General features: G+C 45.9%; 17 protein-coding genes. 14 read left to right on the top strand and 3 right to left on the bottom strand.

What is annotated here, in order from left to right; all coding sequences use genetic code 11:
- Positions 1-142: 142 nt before the first annotated feature.
- The 3 genes from BLT91_RS01025 to BLT91_RS01035 all read right to left on the bottom strand — a co-directional run bounded on the left by BLT91_RS01025 (position 143) and on the right by BLT91_RS01035 (position 3,007).
- Positions 143-922: a 3'-5' exonuclease gene (locus BLT91_RS01025; protein WP_090815687.1), complete on the bottom strand. Its 780-nt coding sequence runs from the start codon at positions 920-922 to the stop codon at positions 143-145.
- A gap of 50 nt (positions 923-972) precedes the next feature.
- Positions 973-2,124 (bottom strand): MFS transporter, encoded by a 1,152-nt coding sequence (locus BLT91_RS01030; RefSeq protein WP_090815689.1) that lies wholly within the window; start codon positions 2,122-2,124, stop codon positions 973-975.
- 88 nt (positions 2,125-2,212) lie between these two features.
- Positions 2,213-3,007, bottom strand: coding sequence for an AraC family transcriptional regulator (locus BLT91_RS01035; RefSeq protein ID WP_090815691.1), 795 nt, complete (start codon positions 3,005-3,007; stop codon positions 2,213-2,215).
- 130 nt (positions 3,008-3,137) lie between these two features.
- Between BLT91_RS01035 and BLT91_RS01040 the strand changes: the two genes are divergently transcribed.
- The 14 genes from BLT91_RS01040 to BLT91_RS01105 all read left to right on the top strand — a co-directional run bounded on the left by BLT91_RS01040 (position 3,138) and on the right by BLT91_RS01105 (position 17,394).
- The gene (locus BLT91_RS01040; protein WP_090815693.1) at positions 3,138-3,965 is read left to right on the top strand and encodes a phytanoyl-CoA dioxygenase family protein; all 828 of its coding nucleotides are present in this window, start codon (positions 3,138-3,140) and stop codon (positions 3,963-3,965) included.
- Between the two features lie 73 nt (positions 3,966-4,038).
- Entirely contained in the window at positions 4,039-4,947 is a 909-nt protein-coding gene (locus BLT91_RS01045; RefSeq protein WP_090815694.1) for an SMP-30/gluconolactonase/LRE family protein, read from the top strand.
- A 160-nt stretch (positions 4,948-5,107) separates the two neighbouring features.
- The gene (locus BLT91_RS01050; protein ID WP_217635169.1) at positions 5,108-5,989 is read left to right on the top strand and encodes a helix-turn-helix transcriptional regulator; all 882 of its coding nucleotides are present in this window, start codon (positions 5,108-5,110) and stop codon (positions 5,987-5,989) included.
- A 557-nt stretch (positions 5,990-6,546) separates the two neighbouring features.
- On the top strand, positions 6,547-8,508 hold the full coding sequence (locus tag BLT91_RS01055) for an ABC transporter substrate-binding protein (RefSeq protein WP_090815697.1): 1,962 nt from the start codon (positions 6,547-6,549) through the stop codon (positions 8,506-8,508).
- 101 nt (positions 8,509-8,609) lie between these two features.
- A complete protein-coding gene (locus tag BLT91_RS01060; RefSeq protein ID WP_090815699.1) occupies positions 8,610-9,608 on the top strand; it encodes an ABC transporter permease in 999 nt (332 codons plus the stop codon).
- Complete coding sequence (locus tag BLT91_RS01065; RefSeq protein WP_090815700.1) at positions 9,605-10,765, top strand: ABC transporter permease; 1,161 nt, start codon at positions 9,605-9,607, stop codon at positions 10,763-10,765. The genes BLT91_RS01060 and BLT91_RS01065 overlap by 4 nt, the downstream gene beginning before the upstream one ends.
- A 12-nt stretch (positions 10,766-10,777) precedes the next feature.
- A complete protein-coding gene (locus BLT91_RS01070; RefSeq protein WP_090815703.1) occupies positions 10,778-11,818 on the top strand; it encodes an ABC transporter ATP-binding protein in 1,041 nt (346 codons plus the stop codon).
- The gene (locus tag BLT91_RS01075) at positions 11,815-12,840 is read left to right on the top strand and encodes an ABC transporter ATP-binding protein (protein WP_090815705.1); all 1,026 of its coding nucleotides are present in this window, start codon (positions 11,815-11,817) and stop codon (positions 12,838-12,840) included. Before BLT91_RS01070 ends, BLT91_RS01075 begins: the two co-directional genes overlap by 4 nt.
- Positions 12,837-13,235, top strand: coding sequence for a hypothetical protein (locus tag BLT91_RS01080; protein WP_090815707.1), 399 nt, complete (start codon positions 12,837-12,839; stop codon positions 13,233-13,235). Before BLT91_RS01075 ends, BLT91_RS01080 begins: the two co-directional genes overlap by 4 nt.
- Entirely contained in the window at positions 13,219-13,674 is a 456-nt protein-coding gene (locus BLT91_RS01085; RefSeq protein WP_090815708.1) for a hypothetical protein, read from the top strand. The genes BLT91_RS01080 and BLT91_RS01085 overlap by 17 nt, the downstream gene beginning before the upstream one ends.
- Before the next feature lie 27 nt (positions 13,675-13,701).
- The gene (locus BLT91_RS01090) at positions 13,702-14,523 is read left to right on the top strand and encodes a sugar phosphate isomerase/epimerase family protein (protein WP_090815710.1); all 822 of its coding nucleotides are present in this window, start codon (positions 13,702-13,704) and stop codon (positions 14,521-14,523) included.
- Between the two features lie 50 nt (positions 14,524-14,573).
- Entirely contained in the window at positions 14,574-15,341 is a 768-nt protein-coding gene (locus BLT91_RS01095) for a DeoR/GlpR family DNA-binding transcription regulator (protein ID WP_090817158.1), read from the top strand.
- Positions 15,342-15,381: 40 nt separating this feature from the next.
- Positions 15,382-16,350: an AraC family transcriptional regulator gene (locus tag BLT91_RS01100; protein ID WP_090815712.1), complete on the top strand. Its 969-nt coding sequence runs from the start codon at positions 15,382-15,384 to the stop codon at positions 16,348-16,350.
- A gap of 54 nt (positions 16,351-16,404) precedes the next feature.
- Positions 16,405-17,394 (top strand): Gfo/Idh/MocA family protein, encoded by a 990-nt coding sequence (locus BLT91_RS01105; RefSeq protein ID WP_090815715.1) that lies wholly within the window; start codon positions 16,405-16,407, stop codon positions 17,392-17,394.
- Positions 17,395-17,405 lie beyond the last annotated feature (11 nt).

Raw genomic sequence — 17,405 nt, forward strand, 5'->3', positions numbered from 1 at the left:
TAATCAATTCATGGAAAACTCAGAATTTTTTGTTCATCTTTTGCAGAACATACAAGAGATGAACGAATGCGTTCCAAGGTGCGAACGTTATTACAAATTTCCGCTGCCGATGGGATCGAAGACAGCATTTAATAACATCTGCTTATTGTACAGGTGCTTTGTTTGAAGACGGTTGCCCTTTTCCCACTTCCGCGGCAAACAGAGTTTGCAGTTCAGAAATCTTTCTTGGATCGGTAAGATCCACTTTGTTTAAAAAATAGTGCTCAACGAGTAGATCCCATGTGGGGACGACCTTTTGAGCCGTCATGGCTCGAACGGCTGTCTTAACCAACCTTCTTTCCTTGGCGTTGGCGTATACGTCGATGTACTGCTGCTTGCGCTCGAAATCTAGCTCGGTAAATATCGCTCGAAATACCTCAGCTGTCATACGGGCGTCATCCAATGCCCTGTGGGCAGAGCCCTCAGCAGCAATGTTAAGATCGAGTAGAGCGGCTTCGACACTCACATCATTCGTCACATTTTTATAACGGGTAAACCCCTTTAATAAATCAAAATAACTGGCATCCATCCAGAAAGTATCATCCAATTTATGCATCCGCGTATCATACACGATACGTTTCAAATCCTCGCCACCCCAAGTAATGAGCAAAAAATCTTTACTACGATTGAGCCAGTTGATGAAATCCATAATGACTTTACGAAAGCCGTCGGCTTGATCGATGTCTTCTTGGGGAATTCCGGTTTTTTTCTTAATAAATCCGTTCAATTTGGAGAAATAAACCGGTTTGACCAAAGATGAAAACAAATCAATAGGCTGGAGTGTGGCATCGAGCCTAACTGCTCCGATCTCAATGACCTCCATGGGTAAATCGCTCGCAAACTTGCGGCCGTTAAATTCGATATCCAATATAATGTAGTCCATGATGCTGGCCCCCGTTCTATCTCTGTTCTTTCCATTTTATCAGAAAATGCTTAGGATGCCATCTTTCCTTTTCCATAGATTGCACTCAAAACCAAACTAAAAAGCAGGCCGATAAAGGACATACCTGAAATCCATAGATATAATAGCTTTCCACCGAAGCTTTCAAAGAACCATCCACCTAAATAGGAAGCGACAATACCGGAAACCCCGAAGAAAAGTAAAGCAAGCACCGTCTGTCCTGTTGCTCTCCATTCTTCAGGTACAATGCGGTACAAATATTGGATGGCAGCAGAATAAAATATCGGGAACGTGAAAGTTTGGAATAGCTGCAAGTAAACTAAAACATGAGGTTCGGTAATCCACGCGGATAGAAAGAAGCGAATAAAATAAAACACAGCAGAGAATGCAATGATGGCTAATTCTTTCCCTTTGCGAAGCCACCAAAAGCTTAAAGCGAACACAAGAATTTCACTTCCTGCTGCCAGAAACCAGGCTTGTCCGACTAAGTCAGGGCTGCCGCCTAATTTTCGAATATAGACGCCGAGAAAAGTATCGTTGATCCGTTGAGGCACGGCAACTATAAATATGAGTGCCATGAACCAAATGGTTTCTTTATTTCCTAGGAAATTACGTAAACTTTTTAATGTAATTGGTTTTCCAGTTACAGGAGCATCAGGCAGTGGCAGGCAGATCAACATGCTGATGACGCCGATACCTGCGAACAGGAAAGCCAAGCTATTAATTCCAAAATAGTGAATTGCATAACCTACGGCCAAAGACATAACGGCATAACCAATCGCTCCAAAAGTCCGAATGGAACCGTAACTTACTCCATTAGCTTCCGCTGTTTGGAAATTAAGACTTTCCGTCAAAGGATCGAGTGGCATTAAGAAAAAATACATAAGCATCGTAAAGAAAAGAAGGACAATAAAGCTATTTGAGGCGTATAACAAGTACCCTACGATGGTAGAACATCCTAATAGGAGTAACATAACCTTTTTTATTGTTTTTGTTCGGTCACTGATCATGCCCCATAACGGCTGTGAGAAGATCGTAATAATACCTCCCGTTCCTATAATGAGACCAATCTTCGTTGCTGGAAGCCCTTGAGCATCAAGATAGACGGGAAGAAATGAAATAAACATAGCCAGTAGTGCAAAATACAAAAAGTTAAATGAGCGTAGTAGATTTGAAGAATTCATGATGACCTTAACCTTCCCAGATGAATTAGCACAATGCTTCTGTAAAGATACATTCTATCATGCCGCTCTGAAGTTTCCAAAACAGCGGTTAAGATCTCATCATAGATGGATTCATCCCCGTTACTTTTTTATACTGCCGACTAAAGAAATAAATACTCCGATAGCCAAGAGCTTCTGAAACCTCCCCAACGTTCATTCCAAGTTTAAGAAGATAGGTAGCACGTTCAATTCTTTTCTCGATTATGAAAGATTCAATTGTTTGACCCATGATATCCTTGAATTTTAATGAGAAGTAACGTGGAGAAAGATGGGCAAGTTTAGCTAAGTCATTGATGCTATGTTGGCGTCCTGGATCTTGCTGAATATGGGCAGCGATGTCCAGCATAACTCGATTAATGGAACGACGAGCAGAATCCCCGGGTGTTTGGTTAGCTAGGGTTTGACGTTCAAATAGCAGCAATAACAGCTTAAGCAGCATTTTTGCTTCCTCTTCATGTCCGTATGCTTGGTTCATTTTAACATCAATGAAACGGTTCAAGTAGGGCTCATGAAATTCAGAAGGATCGAAGTTGACTAGTGAGGGGAGCGAATAAAGGGATGTTGAATCCCCCTTTGTGCTGAAGTGAATATAGGTAACTGTTAAGGGCCGTTGCGGGTTATGCCTGGCGCTCGTAAAGTCTCCGGGCCGAAAGAGAAAGCAGTCCCTTTGACGGACTTGATGGGATGTACCATTCAAGATAACCTCGCCTTCGCCGTTCCACACATACCAGAAGTCGTAATCATCGAATGGCTCATTTTCACGACTCCATTTCCAATTGGGTTCACAGATGACTTTACCGAAATAATCGTTAAGAATGAGCTCTTGCGAAGTGAAAAAAGACATGAAGTGTTCCCCCGATTTGTGTAAAATAGTGCAAATTGAAATGTGAATTAATGCATTTATTTTACTACCTTCTGTTCCTATAATAAAGATATGAACAAACAAATTATTTAAACAGAAAGGGATGACCTAAATGACAAGAATCGGCTCTCCTGAAGAAATCTCGGCACACCTGTATCGGTATGATCATGTTGCGGAAAAATTGAAAGGTATTGAAAATTGGAGCCAAGATCAGCTTCTGCATTATCGGAATGATGGGTATTTGGCCGTTGAGCATGTGCTGAATGAAAGTGAAATCGAGGCCGCGAAAGCTGCCCTGCATGAGCTGATTTTTGTAGATGCCAAAGGGGCTCAGATACAGTTCACCAAGCCAAGCAGTGAGCTGAAAACGGATGAGGAACGTGAATTAGCTGTCCGTAAGGTCAGCGAGTTCGTTGAAATCGAGGAGCGGTTGAAAAGAATTGCCTATCATCCAGCTGTTCTGGCTGTCGTTCAAGATATTCTTGGAGATGAACCTCGGCTTGTTCAGGATATGGCCTTACTCAAGCCTCCGCATGGCGGGGGTGAAAAGCCTTGGCATCAAGATATGGCTTATGGAAACCTTGCCTATGAGAAAGCAGTTGTTGGTGTGTGGATTGCGCTCGACGAAGCAGCGCTCGATAATGGCTGCATGCACGTCATCCCGGGCTCACAAGCAGATGGCGCGACACCACATTATGCGGTTCGAGACTGGCAAATTTGCGATTCGCATGTTGCCGTTGAGAAGGATATAGCTGTGCCATTATTGCCTGGAGGAGTCCTTTTCTTCCACGGTTTACTTAAACATGGAACACCGTATAATCTTTCTCCGAAGAAACGGCGCGCCTTACAGTTTCATTATGTGGGGAAGTCAGTTCCTAAACTAACTCCTAAAGAGTATAAGCGTTTCTTCACCAACGAAATGACCGGTGCGGAATGTTAATGTTTGTCCATATTCCTTCATATTCCAATCTACGTAAGGACGGTTTACAATTGGAGAAAGGAGTTGATGCATAATGGGAGCACAAACTGTGCAACTGGTTCTAGATGCCAAAGCCATATTGGCTGAAGGTCCATGCTGGAATGCGGAACAGCGTTTGCTGTATTGGGTTGATATTGTAGGTGAGAAGTTTGGCAGATTTGACCCCGAAACAGGGAAAAACGAGGATTTCTCTATTGGGGAATACGTCGGTGCGGTTGTTTGTGCCGGAGAAAATGAGGTTGTGTTAGCTACACAATCTGGATTCCAAACATATCAGATGAAGCAGCATGAGCTTACGCCTCTCATTGATCCTGAATCACATTTGCCGAGAAATCGGTTTAATGACGGTAAATGTGATTCTAGAGGTCGATTCTGGGCGGGAACGATGGAAATTATTGAAAAAGAGGCAACAGGTTCACTCTATGTTCTGGAGACGGATCTCAGTTATCGCAAGGTTTACGAGGGCGTCGGTGTATCCAACGGGATCGCTTGGAGCTTAGATGAAAAAGAAATGTACTATATTGATTCAATGAAAAAGCTAGTACTTGCTTTCGAGTTTGATGTGGAGAAAGGGGAAATCAGCAACCCGAGAATACTGATCGATTTTCGAACTGAAAAAGGGTTCCCTGATGGGATGACGATGGATGAAGAGGGGATGCTATGGATCGCCCATTGGGATGGTTGGCAGGTATCTCGCTGGAATCCCCAAACAGGCCAAAAGATGGACAGTATTGCAGTTCCCGCAGCTAAAGCAACCTCATGTGTTTTCGGTGGAGATGAACTAGACACTTTGTACATAACAACTGCCCGTAAGGGTCTACAGGTAGATCAACTGGAGGAGCAACCTCATGCTGGAGGCATTTTCGCGGTAAAGCCAGGTGTGAAAGGCACGAAGACGTATTCATTCGGAGCATTTGATGAGATCAGAAAGCGTAGGTCCTGAAAGGCTGGTCGATGGGAGAGACCAATTTCGACACCTTATCGCGCATAAATAGGCTGGTTAGGTCAATGTAACTAAGGACTTCTTCATCTAACGATTTCACATGCTTTGTGATATTGTTAAGTGGCCGGTACGCTCAGAAACAGTCACAACCATGACCATTATGAAATGGAGTGTTGTTCAGATGAAGATGTACCAATCCGTTGACTATATCAAGCAAGATGAGAAAATTGCGCTATACAAGCTCCACCAGCAGGTCAATGAACCTGAGCACACACACAATTTTATCGAGTTGGTCTACATTTGGCAGGGTGAAGGTTACCATGAAGTGAATGGAAAGTCATTCGCCGTGCAACGTGGGGACTTTTTGTTCATGAACATTGGGGATAGACATTCATTTGCAGTCCAGAAAGACATGCAGTATATGAATATTTTATTTGATCCTGAATTCCTAAGCGAGCAGTTAAGTTCGACAGATACTACCTCCCACTTTCTCCCGCTGAAGCTGTTCCAGGAATTCAAGGATTCACTGGACAATCCGTCGCCCCACGTAACATTTAGAGGGAAATGCATGATAGAGTTAGAGCTGTTGTTGGAAACGATGTATACCGAATACTGCGCTAAAAAGAGCGGCTACTTAGCTATGCTGCATGGGTATGCGACGCTCCTGCTGGCACGCATGTTCCGAATGATGCAGCATAATTTACTAGACTCAGATCTGCGAACTGCCTATCACATGCTGCCGCAGTTGCTATCGTACATAGAGCAGCATTATGCAGGCCATATTACACTGAATGACCTCGCAAGAGAAAGCTTTTACTCCCCGTATTATTTGAGCAAAATGTTCAAAGAATGCCTGGGGTTCACATTCACAGAATATGTGCACGATGTCAGGCTTCGGGAAGCGAAGCGGATGCTGCTGGAGACGGAGGATTCTGTCGAATCTATCGGTCGCAGTGTCGGATATGAAGATAAAACGCAGTTTTTCCGCTTGTTTAAGCAATCGTTAGGGATGACGCCTCAACAGCTGAGAAAGCAAATGTAAAGCAGAAAATATGTAAACGCTTACTAACGGTGGGCTATAAACATGATGACTTAGATTCGTGTCCGTGAGTAAGGGAACAAGCCCACTGACCACTGGATGTAGAGAAGGACTTGGCCATTAGGCCAGGTCTTTTTTTTGCGGAACGATAGTTCGATATCATGCGAAAATAGTCGGCATATCGTCATCTGACATTTGTTTTAGATCCTATATATAGTCTTCAGCCCTTTGACTTTGTGTGACTTTCTGTAAGTTTGTTTGACTTCACGCTGTGAGTCTAGTAAATGGCACCAAATCATAAATGCAAGTCCAAGCTTTGTTCTAGGGAGAAGATGATTCCTAGAGGTTTTTTCGCTTTTCCAAACCCTTTGATAACGATTTTACTTTAACAATAGCCGGCAGAATCGGTCTAATCTTGTCGGATCTTAACGGTGAGTAGTGAGTTTAGTGAACATACTGAATTATCAGAAAATATGTTGATTAATTTGGGTTTTCACCATAACAATGGTGAGGAGTCCACAAACTCAAAAAAACAATTTTAGGAAATCGGAGGGTTGCGTATGAAGTCAAGGAGGAAGTCGATTATTTTACTCCTGGTTTCTGCACTCATGTTGGCTATTGTACTCTCGGCGTGTCAAGACAGTCCTGCATCCACAACACCAGCGCCAACAGTTGCAGCGGTACAAGAGACGAAAGCACCAGAAGCAACAAAAGCACCTGCCGGCGGGGGCGGACAACCAGCGCAATTGACGGATTTTAAAGATTCACCCTTCTTAGCGGGGAAAGGTCTACCAGCTGTGAAAGATCGCTTACCTAACGATTATAAAATCACAAATGAAATACCGGAAAGTCAGATGAAGTACGAAATCGGTTCATACGGCGGTGTATTGAGAACGGTTACATCCGCACCTGACTGGGATGCTGATGTTTTCGTTATGAACAACGAGCCGCTATTAAACACGCCAGGTATTTTAGGTGACACGATCACAGGTAACGTACTCAAAGATTTTAAGGTCAGTGATGATCAAAAAACGTTCACCTTCACCATGCGCAAAGGAATGAAATGGTCCGATGGGCAGCCAGTAACCACAGAAGACGTGAGGTTCACGGTTGAGGATATACTGAATAATCCTGAACTAACACCGATTTTCCCTGTTTGGCTGCGTGGTGGCGGTGTAGCGGACGCGGCTCCGATGAAGCTTGAGGTAATCGATGATATGAACTTTAAGCTGATTTTCGACAGACCATACGGTGGTATTTTGATCCGTTTCGCGATTCAAGGCTGGCGCGGATACACAGAGCTCATCCAACCTGCGCATTTTCTCAAACAGTTCCACAAGAAATACACAGCGTTGGATAAACTCGAGTCATTGATCAAAGAAGCCGGCTTCCAGCCTGGCGAATGGTTTAATCTTTTCAACGATAAAGATATTACAAACTGGAAACTTACGAACAGGAAAGCCATCGGTTTCCCAGTTCTATACCCATGGGTCATGACAAAAGCGACGGAAAGCGTATCGACCTATGAACGCAACCCGTATTACTTCAAAGTGGACGCAGCTGGCAATCAATTGCCGTATATTGACCGCATCCAAAGTTCACTCGTACAAGACATTGAGATCGTAGGCTTGAAAACGATTTCGGGCGAAGTCGATTTCTCAAGGGAGTCGGCAGCTTTGATCAAAATGCCACTCTACCGAGAGAATGAAAAGAACGGCTACAAAGCTTTACTTGCCAACATGCACGTGACGCCGACCGATGTATTCTTGAATCAAACGTTCAATGATCCAAACTGGCAAAAAGTTGTTCAGGATGTACGCTTCCGTAAAGCGTTGAGTCTAGCTCTAAACCGTAAAGAGATCATCGATACCGTTTATTATGGCTTTGCGAAGCCGGGCAGTATTGAAGATCCAACCTTCGATCTCCAGCAAGCAAACAAACTGCTCGATGACATGGGCCTTACAAAAGGGGCTGACGGCAAACGTCTAGGACCTGATGGTAAAGTGTTTACCATTCCCTTCGAGGTCGGAGCTCAAGCGCCGGATATCGTACCGCTGACCCAATTGATTGTGGAGATGTGGAAGCAGCTTGGTCTGAATGTGACGATGAAAACCATCGACCAGACGCTATGGACGACTCGGAATGCGAATAATGAAATGCAAGCTACGATGATCTGGACGCATACACCGCTCTGGTATATGGGAGATTGGGGTACGGGGCTATGGGGACCGCAGTGGGATCTCTGGCGTACTTCAGGCGGTAAGCAAGGTAAGGAACCGCCGGCAGACGTGAAGAACCTTTACAAAATGATCAATGATGCCGCTGCTGCAAATCCAGACGATGCGAAGAAGAAAGTAGCGGAAATTAAACAAGTGATGAAAGACAACGTTTACTACTTCATTCCGATTTCAGAAGTGAAACAGCCGTTGATCGTCAATGCGAAGCTGCATAACATTCCGAATGACACGAGCTTTGCCATCGCCGCAGACTTCAGTGGCGAGCAGTTCTTCTTTGGAAAATAAATAGGAATGAACCTATGTGAGTCCGGACGGCGGCAAGCTAGTCGATCTGGGCTCCACGGTTCGTTTCATAGACAAGGTACATTTTTGGAAGGAGGAATCGCATGCTAAATTATATCTCCTACCGGGTTCTACAGCTCATTCCGCTGCTTATCGCCATCAGCATTATTGTTTTTGTGATTATTCAGCTTCCCCCTGGGGATTTTTTAACGCAATATATTGCACAAATAAAGCTAAATGGAACGGCGGTATCAGAGAGTACGGTCATTAACCTTCAGCAGCAATATGGGTTAGATAAGACATTAATTGTACAATACATCATTTGGGTGAAAAATATTTTGATGCACGGTGACTTAGGTCGTTCCTTCCAGTGGAATCTACCTGTTGCTGATGTCATCGCTCCAAGACTTGCGCTGACTGTCATCATATCGCTCATTTCCCTTATATTCGTTTGGGTGATTGCGATTCCGATCGGTATTTATTCGGCCACACATCAATATTCGGTACTAGACTATGTGTTTACGTTTATAGGCTTTATCGGTCTTGCCATGCCTGGTTTCCTTATTGCCTTGATCATTGTTTATTTCATTTTCGCCCAGACAGGTGTTTCCATCACAGGGCTGTTCTCGCCTGAGTTTGTGGACGCCCCGTGGAATATGGCCAAAATCATGAATATGTTGCCAAGGCTCATTATTCCTGTTGTTGTCATTGGGATGTCAGGAACGGCCTCCCTGATTCGGATTACGCGTGGAATGCTGCTGGATGAATTGTCGAAGCAGTATGTTATTACGGCAAGAGCCAAAGGCGTACCAGAGGGCAAGCTGCTGTTTAAATATCCTGTTCGCTTAGCGATTAATCCACTGATTTCGACCATCGGGTGGACATTACCGGCACTTATTTCCGGTGAAGCGATCGTATCTATTGTACTGAATTTGCAAACAACAGGCCCAATGCTTCTAAAAGCCCTAATGTTCCAAGACATTTATTTAACGGGCAGCTTCCTGTTAATTCTTAGTGTGATGACGGTTATTGGGACACTGCTATCCGATATTTTGCTTGCTTTCGTCGACCCTAGAATACGTTTCGGGGGTGTTGGAGAATGAACGGCATCACTGCGATTGCGAATCGGTTACGCAGGTCAAAGGCTAAGAAGAAAAATAGGCTTGGAGCAGACAATCAATATGAAGTAGCTTCACAGTGGCAGCTGATGTGGTGGAAATTCATCAAGCATAAGATGGCGGTTTTCTCTGCGGTTGTGCTGATCCTGTTTTATTTGGTGGCGATTTTCTGTGAATTTCTGGCACCTACGCTGCAAGAAGCCAGGTACTCAGATTATAAGAATGCGGCCCCGCAAAGCATCCATTTCGTTGATCCGAACACGGGCTTTCAGCTAAGGCCTTTCGTTTATGGGATGACGGAGAAGGTCGATCCCAAAACATTTAAACGCACATTCTCGGAAGATACGGGAAAGAAATTCGAGATCTATTTTTTTACAAAAGGTGAATCATATAAGCTGTGGGGACTCATTCCTATGGATACGCATCTGTTTGGACTGAAAAATCCGAAGGATGCGCTCATTCTGATGGGGACAGATAAGCTGGGACACGATCTATTTTCACGGATCATATACGGAGCTCGCATATCCTTGTCGTTCGGTTTGCTGGGGATTGTCGTTACACTCTTTTTGGGCTTATTGCTAGGGGGTATATCCGGCTACTTGGGAGGCGTTACCGACACCGTTATTCAGCGAACTATCGATTTACTCATTTGTATCCCGACGATTCCGCTTTGGATGGCACTGACAGCCGCATTACCGAGGGATTGGTCAGCGCTGCAAACTTATTTCGGCTTGATCCTCATATTCTCCATTATCGGTTGGACAGGACTGGCCCGAGTTGTTCGGGGGAAAATATTGTCCCTCCGCGAGGAAGATTTCACGATGGCTGCGAGACTTGCCGGCGCAAGCGATTTCCGTATCATCCGCAAGCATCTGCTGCCCTCATTCGCCAGCTATATCATCGTGAACGTTACGCTTTCGATACCTGGCACTATTTTAGGAGAAACGGCATTAAGCTTCCTTGGAATTGGACTTCAAGCTCCCGTTGTAAGCTGGGGCGTGCTGCTGCAGGATGCACAAAACCTGGAAACACTAGCCCATCATCCCTGGCTGTTGTGGCCCGCTGCTTTCATTATCATGACGGTTTTAATGTTTAATTTCCTTGGGGACGGACTGCGGGATGCGGCAGATCCATACAAATAGGAGGTGGAGTGAATGTCAGAACGAGATACCGTCATTATGGAAATGAAGGACGTGAAAGTTCACTTCCATTTGGATGAAGGCGTGCTGAAAGCCGTGGATGGGATCGATTTGCAAATAAAGCGCGGTAAGACACTTGGCATCGTTGGAGAAAGCGGCTGCGGCAAAAGTGTGACTTCGCAAGCGATGCTTCGCATTGTGCCGAAGCCAGGAGAAGTTGAGGGTGAGATCAAGTTGTACCGTGGTGGCACCGCCGGTCTAAAGGGTGAAGCCGTTGATCTGGCGAAGCTTGATCCACGGGGCAAGGAGATAAGGAATATCCGGGGCGACGAGATCGCCATGATTTTCCAAGAACCGATGAAGGCTTTCTCCCCGATCCATACGATTGGCAATCAAATCATGGAAGCGATTCTGCTTCATGTCACAGAGAATAAGCAGGAAGCTTACCGCATGGCGGTGGACATTCTGAAGAAGGTTGGCATGTCGAATCCCGAGCAGCGGCTCAGCGAGTATCCTCATCAGCTATCAGGTGGGATGCGGCAGCGGGCCATGATAGCCATGGCATTATCCTGCAATCCCTCGATTCTCATTGCTGATGAGCCCACGACCGCATTGGATGTGACGGTCCAAGCACAGGTCCTTCAGCTGATTAATGATTTGAAAGCCAATCACGACACCTCCGTTATTTTCATCACCCATGATCTCGGTGTGATTGCCGAAATGTCGGATGAGGTTGCTGTAATGTATTTAGGGAAAATCGTGGAGTATACCGACGTGGACTCCTTGTTTCATAATCCGAAGCATCCTTATACCAAAGCGCTGCTGAACTCTATCCCTGCCATCGGAAGGACGAACAAAAGGCTGGAATCCATTGAAGGGACCGTGCCTTTCCCGATGAATTTACCCAAAGGCTGCGGCTTCTATTCCCGCTGCAAGCAAGCTGTTGACGGTGTATGCAATGTAGCCGATATCCCGTTTATTCAGGTCAATAAGGATCATAAGGTTCGCTGCTTAATGGTTGAAACGGAGACTAAAGAAGCCGAGGTGGTCTCATGAGTGTTCAAACGGATGAACTCATACTGGATGTCCGTTACATGCGAAAATATTTCCCTATTAAGAAGGGGTTTCTGCAAAAAAACGTCGGCTACGTCAAAGCGGTCGATGATGTTCAGTTTCATATCCGACCTGGGGAAACGTTTGGTCTGGTTGGTGAATCAGGTTGTGGGAAGACGACTCTCGGACGCTGCATTCTTCGGGCTATTGAACCGACGTCAGGCTCTGTCTTATTTCGAGATCGTCAGGGTCATATGCAGGACGTTTTACAGCTGGATTCCAAGGAATTGCGAGCTATTCGACGGGATATGCAGCTGATCTTCCAAGATCCTTATTCCTCGCTTAATCCTCGGATGACGGTGCTCAACATTATTGCTGAGCCTCTTGTATGCAATGGCTTGACACATGGAGAAGAACTGAAAGAACGCGTAGCTGATCTCATGGAGATGGTTGGCTTAAATAGCCGACATCTCGAACGATACCCTCACGCCTTCAGCGGAGGACAAAGGCAGCGTATCGGCATTGCGAGAGCTTTGGCCACTGAGCCCAAATTCATCGTCTGCGATGAGGCTGTGTCTGCTTTGGACGTATCTGTGCAGGCGCAAATTATTAACTTGCTGCAGGATCTGCAGGAGAAGCTGAACCTATCGTATCTATTCATTTCGCATGATCTTGGCGTTATTCAACATATTTCAAACCGAGTCGGTGTTATGTATGTAGGGAAAATGGTGGAGACTGCAGCAACCAAGGACTTGTTCGCCTCACCGAAGCATCCTTATACAGAAGCGCTGCTTTCTGCCAAGCCTGTACCAGATCCGCGTAAGAAGTCCAATCGAATTATCCTGTCAGGGGAAGTGGCAAACCCAGCTAATCCGCCCTCAGGTTGCTATTTCCACCCCAGATGCGCTTATGCCAAGGACATTTGCAAGAAGCAAGCCCCCGAATTAAAAAAAGCAGGGGATGGGCACTACGCTGCCTGTCATTTTGCAGGGGAGCTTACACTTAGGGGGGCAGCCTCCATATGACGTATATTATCATTCTTTTGCTAGTCTTCTTCGTCTGCCTAAGCCTTATCATGCTGGGATCGCTTTGGTATATGAAAGTATTGTTGGAGAAAATGCTTGGCAGCAAGCTGCGAGACTTGGAGACACTTACGGTTACAGGTTCAATTCCTGAGGCGTGGACTGCCAAATACGATCGGCAAATGATCCGCTATCAAGAGCGGGGGAAGATAAAGCAAGTCAAGCGTATTCAACAAACAGCAAGAAAGGTTTATTTGAACAAAATCGGTAAGCTGGCAGCTCATGTGAGGAGAACAACGCTGGTTGAAAGTGAAGAGGTTCGCAGCCATACCCTGCGTATACTGCAAAGGGTGGAGAGGGAATGGAGGGACGCGGTGACGTATGGATCCTTTTCGTGAGATGAAACAGAAGGATACAGCAGCAGGTTTTATTTCGGTGGGGTTAACGATCATCACCTCCGTGTTGGGCATACTCAATTGGTTTGAATTACGAAGTCTGCTGTTGGCATGCTTGGCCTTTTTCAACGTCAAAGCATCTTCCTGGCAAGGCATTGATAATTTTACCTTTCTGCTTATGGGCGTTGGATGGCTCGCGTATGTGTTTTACGGTCAACATTTTTTGAAAAAGAAGGCTGCAGCCAAACAGGTTTTACAAGCTGCGGCAATGCTTTTTGCCTTCCAGTTAGGGCTCTTATTTGTGTGTAATCTCCTTTCACATGTCCTGCTGAAAGTTGCCTTTGAGTCCTACATGATGCTTTTTTTAGTCATCGAAGGCACTGCGGCTCTCTTATTTAGTTTGTTCGCGGTTAAGGCGGCTCGCGGGCGAGCCCTACAATAATTCCTCAATGAAGGTGGGTCAAACTATATGGATATAGGTGTCGTATCGCGCAGCTTTCCGCAACTATCGAACGAAGAAGTGGCGGTTCTACTAGCTGAACGTGGATTCAGGTGGACAGAGCTTTGTTTCTCACAGACGGATTCCAATTACTGGCGATATAATGGGCGGAGTGATCTTAGCGACTTAACGGATACCAGAAGCCGAGAAATTGTAGAGACGTATCGGAAGCATGGAATTGAGGTTGCATCGATTGGCGTATTTACGAATTTGCTGGAAACGGATGACAGGGAATTAGAGCTGAACTTGTACTATTTTGAACGACATATGCAAATTGCCGCTTTAACCGGTGTACCGATCGTGGCAACGGAGTGTGGATTCACCCCGGGAAAACGAGGCATTCAAGCGGATACCTATGAAAAGGATTTCGAACGGCTTGTGCAGCAGGTGAAGTGGCTCGGAGAGCGCGCCGGACATTACGGCATCAAGCTCGCGATAGAACCCTGCGTCTTGGATGTGGTACCGAGTGCGAAACGGACCGCTGATTTTCTCGCACAGGTAGGATCGCCGCATGTTCAAGTGCTGCTGGATCCAGCTAATTTGATTGCGAATAACTCGGAAGAGGAAATGTTCCGTTATTTGGCTCCACATTTGGCGTATTTCCATGGAAAAGACCGGAAAGTCAATGATACTTATGGACGATGTGTTGGAGACGGCGATATCGACTGGGGTAAGCTATTGAATTTGTATCACGAATACACCGAAGGCGTACCGTTTATTTTGGAGTATGTGAATATAAACAATTTCTGCGAAATTCGAGATCGGGTGATTGCGTTTGATCAAGCCCGCTAATCATCCAAATACGAAAATCGGAATTCTGAGGCTCTGGGAGGTGTTTGATGATGCTAGTCGCGGAAAGGGTTCAGCACATTCTACGGCTGGTCAACGAGCGAGGGAGTATGCGCGTCACTGAACTCAGCCAATTGTGCCGGGTAACCGAAGAAACAATCCGACGTGATTTGGACCGCTTGGAAAGCGAAGGACGACTGATGCGCAGCTATGGCGGAGCGATCCGCTTGCAATCGCAAACGTCAGAAACGTCCTATCAGCTGCGAGAAACGATTCATGTTACGGAGAAGCAGCGTATTTCGGCTGAAGCCGTCAAATATGTGGAGCCGAATGATCGAATCGTCCTTGATGCGAGCTCCACGACTTGGCACATGGCGGCGCAGCTGCCTGATATTCCTCTCACCGTTGTCACCAACTCCTTGAAAGTGGCTTTGGTCCTTAGTGAGAAAAAGAATGTGAGTGTCATCAGCACAGGAGGCATCCTTGTGCCTAATTCGCTTTCTTTCGTTGGACCGCTAACGGAGCAAGCTTTGGATGAATACCACGTCAATAAAGCGTTCGTTTCCTGCAAGGGCGTTCATATGGAGCGTGGCATTAGTGAATCGAATGAGATGCAAGCCAGGGTTAAACGAAAAATGATCGGCATGGCCGAGCAAGTATTCGTCCTCGCTGATTACAGCAAATTTGATATGCAAGCATTCACGATGATTGGCGCTTGGAATCAAATTCATCATCTAATCACTGACGAGCAAACACCATCCGATCATGTACAGCTACTGCAGCGTAAATTCATAAACGTCATTCAAGTGCCGAACTGCTAGGCTGATGAGAATTACGAAAATGGCCTAATCCCCATGTAAGATGGCTGAAACCGCAATGAAAGCACGAGCAGCAAGCCTTATGATGAAGGTAGAGGCAGAGAAAGGAATCGTAGATATGGTCAATCAATTGCGACAGAGTCAATTTATGAACGATAAGCAAATTCCGTTTACCATCAATCGCTGCTTTCATGATCAGCAGAATACCCCTTCTGTTCATTCGCATGACTTTATCGAACTCGTTTATTTAGTCAGCGGCCAAACAGAGCATTTGTTTGAAGGCGAATCTTATCGGATTCAAGCTGGGGATGTGTTTATTATCAATCCTGGGGAAGTACATACGTACCGAACGGAACCCGGTGAATGCATCGAGATTATTAATTGTCTATTCACGCCGGAGCTTATTCATGAATCACTGCTGAAAGAATTAGGCGTGTCACAGTCCATGGATTTCTATTATGTGCATCCTTTCTTAAACCCTCGAGAACGCTTTCATCATCGTTTAAATTTAGTTGGCTCGGCCTCCAGTCACGTCCTTTCTCTGCTGGAGACCATGATTACAGAGTGGGAGCATCACCGTCCGGGATACTTAACGATCATAAAGCTGCAAATGCTGCAGCTGCTCATCCTGTTGTCGCGCTGCTATACGGATTCAACGAGTAAGGAAAAAAAGAGTTCACGGACAGCGAATCATACGATTCTTGTTCGCCGTATTACCGGTTTTCTAGAGCGCCATTTTGATAAAAAAATGACCATCCCCGACTTGTGCGAGCTGTTTAATGTGAGCAGCCGTCAGTTGAATCGGGTTTTCAAGCAGGAAACAAACCAGACCGTGACGGAGCGGATTCATGATATCCGAATTGATCGCGCGAAGCAGTATTTGGCAGAAGGCGATGAGAAAGTCATTCATGTTGCACACCGTGTTGGCTACGAGGACCCAGCCTTTTTTACGCAATTGTTTCGGCGGAAGGTCGGTTGTTCGCCTGGCCAGTATCGCGATTTACACGGGTGAGTTCTTGGGAATTAAAAGAGTTTCATTAGAAACCAGTTGCTGGAGGGATCAATTATGACGTTAAAAGTCGGGGTTGTCGGGATCGGTAATATCGGTACGATACATGCGAACGTGTACAAAGAACATGCGAAAACAGAACTTGTCGCTGTTTGTGACATCGTCAAGGAGAAAGCAGATGCGGCTGCGGCCAAATATGGCTGCAGCGCTTTTTATAGTGTGAAGGAAATGCTGGATAGCGGCATCCATCTGGATGCTTGCTCGATGGCAACCAAAGGGGAAGAGAACGGCAGCGAGCACTATCAACCAACGATGCAGCTGCTGGCAGCGAACATTCCTGTTCTTGGTGAGAAGCCGATCTCTAATCGGATCGATGAAGGGGAGCGTATGGTGGCGCTGGCGAAGGAGAAGCAGCTGCCTTTTGCTGTGAACTTGAACCATCGATTTACACCGGCAGCCTTGCGTGCGAAAGAATGGGTGGAAGAAGGCCGCCTCGGTCAATTGCATATGATCAATATGAAAATGTGGATTAATAATCCGGTAGAAACGTCCCCGTGGTTTCACTTGCGTGCGCTTCATCCGCATTCCTTTGATGTAATTCGTTATTTCTGCGGCGATGTGTCGCGGGTAGCCGCATTCATGATGAAGGGGGAAGGCCGGAAAATCTGGTCCAATGCGCAAGTGATGCTTGAGTTCGAAAATGGGGCCATCGGCAACCTGGTCGGAAGCTATGATGCCGGGGCAAGCTACGGCTTGGAACGATGTGAAGTCGTCGGATCCAAGGGCCGGTTCGTGCTGGATGATGCTTGTGAGCAGTTAACATTCTATCCACGTTACAGCATTGCCACGGAGAGCTATACCTATTTGGGGGGCATGCGTAACTTCAACGAAACGTTCAAAAGCCGCATTAGCGATTGGATTGAACAGCTTGATGCAAAGGTGCCTTATGATCAAATCAATGGCTCGGGCGAAGAAGCGTTGAAGGCGCAAACGATTATCGAGGCGGCCATACGTTCATTTGAAACATCAAGTATCGTTGAACTTTAATTAGGGAGGTT

It is taken from the genome of Paenibacillus sp. yr247, assembly GCF_900103825.1.
Classification (GTDB): Bacteria; Bacillota; Bacilli; order Paenibacillales; family NBRC-103111; genus Paenibacillus_E.